Source organism: uncultured Arcanobacterium sp., assembly GCF_947253055.1.
GTDB lineage: Bacteria > Actinomycetota > Actinomycetes > Actinomycetales > Actinomycetaceae > Arcanobacterium_A.
This window is the reverse complement of the sequence record NZ_CAMXYE010000087.1, coordinates 1-4952: the sequence shown is the minus strand read 5'-3', so window position 1 is coordinate 4952 and position 4952 is coordinate 1. Positions and strand designations below refer to the sequence as shown.

The window sequence follows — 4952 nt, the reverse complement described above, 5'->3', positions numbered from 1 at the left end:
GAATTGAATAATCTTCTCGAAGAATGGAAAGGTGAGCAACGCCAGGGAGCTCGATTAGGGAAAACTGCTGAAGATGCTCTCTGGAAGCGTTTCTCGGCAGCACGCACAAAATTTGATCGGCAGCGTCGGCACTTTTTTGCCCAACTAGAGGTACAACGCAAAGAGACCGTGGCGCGGAAAGAAGAAATTATTAAGCAGGCGGAAGCTATCCAAAATTCTACAGATTGGAATGCCACTTCTGCTCAGTATCGGGAACTTCTCGAAGATTGGAAACGAGCGGGCCGCTCGGCGCGGAAAGAAGATGATCGCCTTTGGGAGCGTTTCCGAGCTGCCCAGCAAGTATTTTTTGACGCACGGAATACGCGCAACGCCGAAATGGATAAAGAGTTTTCCGAAAACTTAACGCGCAAATTAGAACTGCTCGAAGAGGCCGAAAAACTTCTCCCCGTAAGCGATGTTCAGTATGCCAAAGAGCAAATTCGCCTCATTGGAGAAAAGTGGGATGCGATTGGGAAAGTACCGCGCGCCGATATTACCCGCACTGAGGGAAGAATGCGGGAAATTGAACGTTCGATTCGCGATGCGGAAAATAAAAAGTGGGAGATGCATGATCCGGAGAAAGAGAAGCGTTCTTCCGGTATGGCAGCTCAGTTAGAATCGCTGATTGCGGAATTAGAAGAGCAGATTGCGGAGGATAAACGGAAAGGCGATGCCAAGATGCTAAAAGAGCATGAAGAAGCATTGGCTGCCCGCAAAGCCTGGCTAGAAGCGGTGCTGGAAAATTAGTAGCTAGAGAATTCTGCAAAATAGCAGCTATTCTACACTTGGTAATTATTACCGGCAGGGGCAATCCACAGTTGCGGATTGCCCCTGTTTTATATTTGCGTATCTGCTTTACTTAAAAAATGATTCATTCACTAAAGCTAGCTTCTCCACCGCTCATTATCTATCCGCAATCTTTTGCGGAGCTGCAAGAACTGCGCCACTGCAAAACAGAATTTATTGAATTAGGCGAAGCCTGTTTTACACCGGCTGTATTCACTTTTTCCCCGCCCTTGCGCGGATATATTATTTCTCGATTGACTACGGAAGGCGATATCGCTGGGATGCACAGCGCATTTTGGATTCACACCGGAATTTCCACTCCGGCTTTAGCTCGAGAGCTGAATATTAGCCGGCAAGATGAGAAACGCCGGCGCCCGCAAAGCCGAAGGCGTTTTCCAGCTGCTCATATTGAAAGAATCGGCGGGCAACTACTCACCACTAAAGAACGCACTGCTATAGATTTATTACGAGTCGATTTAATAGCAGGGAGCGAAAAAATTTCTGCACTACTGGAAGCTGGCAGTTCTTTAGAAGCAATCTATGCGTGCAGTAAAGAAATACGCGGAGCAACTGGTATTCGCCAAGCGCGCAAAGCAGTAGCACAGTTTATTGAATCCGGAGTTTATAAAAATTTAGAATCGAAAAGCGATTCCCGCACCAAATAAATAAAGAGCAGCTCAAATTTTTTAGTCTACGCGGCGATGGCCCTCTTTTTTCGAAGCAGTGATTCTATAGGCATCATGCACACCTTCGATTTTTCGCAATTCTTTTAAGACCTGCTGCAAATGCCTAGGATCAGCCATTTGAAAAGTGAAATTAGAGCGAGCTATGCGCGAAGTAGAAGTATTGATAGAGCCAGAAAGCATATTTATATCATGTTCCGAAAATACGCGCGTCACATCCGCCAATAGACCTTTCCGATCCAGGGCTTCAACCTGTACCTGCACCAAGAAAGGCCCTTCTGCAGCCGCTTCCCAAGCGATGTTTATAAAGCGATCCGGCTGTTTTTCTAAAGACGTAACATTTGGGCAATCAGTGCGGTGCACGGAGATACCCCGCCCCCGCGTAACGAAACCAATAATTTCATCCGGAGGTACCGGCGTACAGCACTTTGCCAAAGTTACTAATACATCAGCATCCTCGATATCTTTTACGATAATCGCGGCAGATAAATCTCCCGTATTTCGCTTTTGAATACGCGCCGGGGTGACTGCTTCTGCTAAAGTTTCTTCCACTCCGGCGTTGCCGCCTTGGGAAGATATCAACAAACGCACTACTTTTTCGGGAGTAATTGCTCCCTCCCCAATAGCTACATACAGATCAGATACATCTTTTCGCAGTAAATCTTGCGCTACCGCTTTGAGAGTTTCATGCGACATTAAACGCTGCACTGGCTCATTACGCCGCCGAATAGCTTTTGCTAATTTCTCTTTCCCATTTTCGATAGCTTCTTCCCGCCGGCTCCGCGTAAACCACGCCTTTATTTTTGCGCGTGCCCGCGGCGTAGCCACAAATTCTAACCACCCCTGCGAAGGGCCCGCATCAGATGATTTGGCGGTAATTATCTCGACGGTATCTCCTGATTCTAGGCGATGATCTAAAGTGACGAGTCGGTCATTAACCTTTGCTCCGACTGTCTTTTGCCCTACCTCAGTATGAATCGCATAAGCGAAATCTACCGGTGTGGACCCCGCAGCTAATTCCAGCACTTCTCCCGCCGGGGTAAATACATATACTTGATTACCCGATATTTCATAGCGCAGCGAATCTAAGAATTCTTTAGGATCAGCCGTTTCCCGCTGCCAATCTACGAGTTGCCGTAGCCATTCGAGCTGAGCACTTTCATCTCCGCTATCGGAACCATTATTTTCGCTCTGGTTGGGATTTTCTTTATAACGCCAATGCGCCGCCACTCCGTATTCGGCGCGGCGATGCATGTCATAGGTACGAATTTGAATTTCTACAGTGCGACCATCCGGCCCAATTACGGAAGTATGGATAGATTGATAAAAATTAAATTTCGGGCTGGCAATATAATCTTTAATTCTCCCCTGCACGGGAGTGAATACTGAATTTGCTACCCCGAGAGCGGTATAGCAATCTTGAATTTCATTTACCAGTACTCGCACGCCAATCAAATCGTAGATATCTTCAAAATCGCGCCCGCGCAGAATCATCTTCTGATAGATCGAGTAGTAATGTTTCGGTCGCCCGGAAATACTGCACTCTACATGCGCTTTTTCTAGTTCATCCTGCAGAATTTTTTTAATTTCTTCAATATAGGCTAGGCGCTCAGGATTGCGCTCTTTCACCATTCGCTCAATTTCGGTATAAACCGCCGGGTAGAGAGTTTTAAAAGAAAGATCCTCTAATTCCCATTTAATGGAATTCATCCCCAAGCGGTGCGCAAGTGGTGCATAGATCTCCAAGGTTTCCCGCGCTTTATTCCGCGCTGATTCCGGATCTACATATTGCCAAGTACGCGCATTATGTAGCCGATCCGCCAGTTTTATCAATAAAACGCGAATATCTTTTGCCATAGCTACGACCATTTTTCGCACGGTCTCGGCCTGGGCTGCTTCCCCGTATTCGACTTTATCGAGCTTGGTGACGCCATCGACTAAAAGCGCTACCGTATTTCCAAATTCTTTGCGTAAGGCAGGTAGCGTATAACCAGTATCTTCTACAGTATCGTGCAGCAAAGCGCCGACGAGGGTATCCTCATCCATTCCTAAGTCAGCTAAAATCCGACACACAGCTAAAGGATGAATAATATATGCTTCGCCGGAACGCCGCCGCTGGCCAGTATGCCATTTATCAGCTACCTGATAAGCATTTATCAGGCGCATTAAATTTATATTGCGGCCCTTACAGACTTGCAGAATTTCCTGCATAGCCGCGGGAAGAGGCTTCTCGCCAGCTGCTTCTGCCCATTCGTAAAGCGGCTTCTCGTCTTTACTGCTCGCAGAAGAAGCATTTTCAGCCAGATTTTTCTCTTCCATGCCGAAAGTATACCGCTTTATTTGGCAATAACCTTAATTGACCTTCGAATTAATACCGCAGCACCGAATCAATAGGAATCGCATCACTCAGATTTGCCCGGCCGCCTAGATCTTCCAGTTCGAGTAACACACACAGCTTATGCGGAACTCCCCCAGCTTGCCGTATCAAATCAAAAGCTGCTCCTGCGGTGCCACCGGTAGCTAAAACATCGTCAATTACTAGTACCCGCATGCCGTCTTGCACGGTGAAAGGTTGCAGCTCCATCCGCGCTTCCCCATATTCGAGATTGTAATCCACGCCTACTACTGGCCCGGGCAAGCGGCCGGCTTTTCGCACAGTCAGCATTCCCACCCCGAGTGCCGTAGCCAACGGAGCTCCTAGAATGAATCCACGGGATTCTAGGCCGGCTACTGCATCTACTTCACCGCGATAACGATCCGCTAGGCTATCTATTAAAGAACGGAAGGCATGCGCATCAGCAATAAGCGGAGTAATATCGCGAAACAGCACACCTGGAGCAGGAAAATCGCTTACCTCTCGCACATGAGATTCTACAAGTTCTATCAGTTCTGCTGGAAAATCCGCACTCTGCGTCATTTATTTAGACCTCTTCTTTTTTCTCTGCGCGTGGCCGCGTTTCTTAGGTTGAGCAGCTTGCCCTAAATGCCCGCCGGAGATTCTATCTTCTACCCCGGCCAAAGCTAGCATATCTGATTCCGCTGGTGCGGTGTCATCCTTGTCCGCATTGGAAGACGCGCTCTGTAAAGCACGCATTTTTCGCACTCTTTCCGTGTGAATTCTAATATCTTCATTTCGCTCTCCGAGCGTCACTGAAAGCGGAGCCGCAATAAAGATAGAAGAAATCGTGGAGAGAATCATTCCTATGAACATTACGAGAGCCAAATCCCGCAAAGTATCGGCACCTAGTATTCCCACTCCGATAAAGAGCACCGCAATCACTGGGAATAAGCCGGTGAGAGAAGTGTTAATCGAGCGAATGAGAGTTTGATTAATTGCCAAATTAGCTGATTCAGCAAAAGTGTATTTAGTTTGGGTGGTGAGATGCTCAGTATTTTCCCGTATTTTATCGAATACCACCACCGTATCGTAGAGGGAATAACCCA

4 protein-coding genes and 1 pseudogene are annotated in these 4952 nt (G+C 47.4%); 2 read left to right on the top strand and 3 right to left on the bottom strand.

The window, feature by feature from the left end:
- A partial coding sequence (locus Q0X35_RS05935; protein ID WP_297566495.1) for a DUF349 domain-containing protein occupies positions 1–786 on the top strand: 786 nt, incomplete at its 5' end.
- 119 nt (positions 787–905) lie between these two features.
- On the top strand, positions 906–1490 hold the full coding sequence (locus tag Q0X35_RS05930; protein WP_297566493.1) for a hypothetical protein: 585 nt from the start codon (positions 906–908) through the stop codon (positions 1488–1490).
- A 21-nt stretch (positions 1491–1511) separates the two neighbouring features.
- Here the strand turns inward: Q0X35_RS05930 and Q0X35_RS05925 are convergent, their stop codons facing one another.
- From Q0X35_RS05925 to Q0X35_RS05915, 3 genes and pseudogenes are all read right to left on the bottom strand, one after another.
- A complete protein-coding gene (locus Q0X35_RS05925; protein WP_297566491.1) occupies positions 1512–3827 on the bottom strand; it encodes a bifunctional (p)ppGpp synthetase/guanosine-3',5'-bis(diphosphate) 3'-pyrophosphohydrolase in 2316 nt (771 codons plus the stop codon).
- 49 nt (positions 3828–3876) lie between these two features.
- Positions 3877–4425, bottom strand: coding sequence for an adenine phosphoribosyltransferase (locus Q0X35_RS05920; RefSeq protein WP_297566489.1), 549 nt, complete (start codon positions 4423–4425; stop codon positions 3877–3879).
- Positions 4426–4952: pseudogene (locus Q0X35_RS05915) on the bottom strand (protein translocase subunit SecF); the annotation flags it as partial.